2 protein-coding genes are annotated in these 1,970 nt (G+C 26.6%); both read left to right on the top strand.

Annotated features, from left to right (window positions below):
• Nucleotides 1-285 precede the first annotated feature (285 nt).
• Nucleotides 286-1,029, top strand: a complete 744-nt coding sequence (locus TP70_RS02050) for a zinc ribbon domain-containing protein (RefSeq protein WP_042740068.1) — start codon at nt 286-288, stop codon at nt 1,027-1,029.
• A gap of 12 nt (nt 1,030-1,041) precedes the next feature.
• Nucleotides 1,042-1,970: TcaA second domain-containing protein (locus TP70_RS02045; protein ID WP_044358970.1), on the top strand; the 929-nt coding region annotated here is incomplete at its 3' end.

The following is a 1,970-nucleotide window of genomic DNA, read 5'->3' as shown; positions in this document are numbered from 1 at the left end:
ATTTTCAGGCTAATACTAAGAAATGAAATTCTTACTATTTAAATTTTTTACGTTTTCATTTTATTACAAAAACTTGTTGTTTTCTTCTTTATGTTGATTATTATGGTTAATTTGTTCGCAATTATTATTTTTATCTGTATAAAATATATTTTTGGATATATAGATATGTAAACACAAAAAAGAGGTCTTAAAGCTACTAAATCAATTATATGTTATAAATTCTATAAAAATTTATAATATACTATGATAAACTTTAAATGAACTTAAAAATAAGGAGTATTCACAATGCATTGCTCAAACTGTGGCTCATTAATAAGTAAAAATGATCGTTTTTGTGGAAAATGTGGCAAGCAACTACAAGCCAATTTTCAATCCTCTGAATCACCAAGTAATAACAATGGAAAAGTAGAGATGTTTAAGCAAAATGTTACTCAATACTCAAGTGGTATTTTGGTTGAAGGTAAGACATTTTTTCAATCTATATTCACAAAATTAGATTCAGAAATTGAAAGTACGAGAACCTTCTCATATAAATTTATAGCTATCCTTTTAGGCATTGGCTTAATTATATTACTCATTTTTTCGTCTATCTTAATACCTACTGAGATAGGTTATCTTGGTATATCAAAAGGTTCTATCGTTGCAAAATGCTTCTTCTTAGCAATTATTGGATTAATAGTTCTCTTCGCGATTACGGTTGGTATCAATAAAATTTTAAATATTAAAACAACCACACATAAAACCTTATCTGATTTCATTTCATTTAATACGTATGCCACACTATTATTTTTTATTGGTGCTATTTTCCTAGTAATACAAATAACAAGCTTTGCTGTTTTCTTAATTACTATCAGTTTATTACTATTTATTATTTCTCCAATTTATTTATTCACTAAATATAGTTCATCAAGTAACTTACGTGTTCCTGTGGTATATGGAATTTTAATATATTTTATTATCATCGCAATTATTATGAGAATTATAGGTGAAAGTAGCATTACAAGTACAGCAAATCTTTTTCTTAGTTAGGAGCTTAGGTATATGAAATTTTGTAGAAATTGTGGCGCAAAAATAAAAAATCGCCAAAAAAACTGTACCAATTGTGGTCAATCTTTAGAAGATAATAAGCAAAACATTAAAAAACCTTTAATTATCATTGGCGTAATAGTTGTGATATTAATTTTGTTTTTCTCGCTGTTCAAAATTATTGAATCAACATTATCACCAACAAACCAAGCGAAAGCAGTTGCTCAGGATTTAAAAAAGGGTAACACAAACAATCTAGCAAAAAACTTAGAATTTAATGGAAGAAAGTTAAATAAAACAGAATCTAAAGCACTATACAAATATATTGAAGAAACAGATAGTCCAGATCGAATTGCTAATGAAATTGAAAGTAATGTTAAAAGTATGCAAGAAAATAAAACTGGTATTGCTTCAGTAAGGGCAAATGATATTGAAATTATTAATATAAGAAAAAATGGTAAGAAATATGGGGTTTTCAATAACTATGACTTCACTGTTGGTAAACAAAGTGTGAAAATTGAATCTGATAGTAATAGTACAATCAAATATAAATACAATAACAAAGAGCATAAAATTAAATTATCACAAGATGAAGAAAAGATTTTTGCTACATTACCAATTGGCGATTATAAGCTAAAAGCGAAGAAAATGATAGATAAAGATACATTTGATGGTTATATAGTAATTAAAATGTCTGATGATACTGTTAGAGAAGATTTCGAAGAAAAATATTTAGATGTTAGGATTAATGATGATGCTATTAGTAATAGTTCAAAAACATACTTATACGTAAATAACAAGAAAATATCAACTTATGATGTATATGGTGATCATCTATATGGGCCGTATAAACCAAATGCTAAATTAAATATCTTTGCACAAGCAATCGTTGATGGTAAAACATTTAAAACAAACTTAGTAGAAGCGCCTGCATTAGAAAAAGG

The sequence above is a fragment of the Staphylococcus microti genome (assembly GCF_000934465.1).
GTDB lineage: Bacteria > Bacillota > Bacilli > Staphylococcales > Staphylococcaceae > Staphylococcus > Staphylococcus microti.
Note: the sequence above shows the minus strand (reverse complement) of the source record. Positions and strands in the feature narration are given on the sequence as shown.

Coding starts and splice junctions, on each gene's coding strand:
- TP70_RS02050 (WP_042740068.1), top strand. CDS start 286: ATGCATTGCTCAAACTGTGGCTCATTAATAAGTAAAAATGATCGTTTT.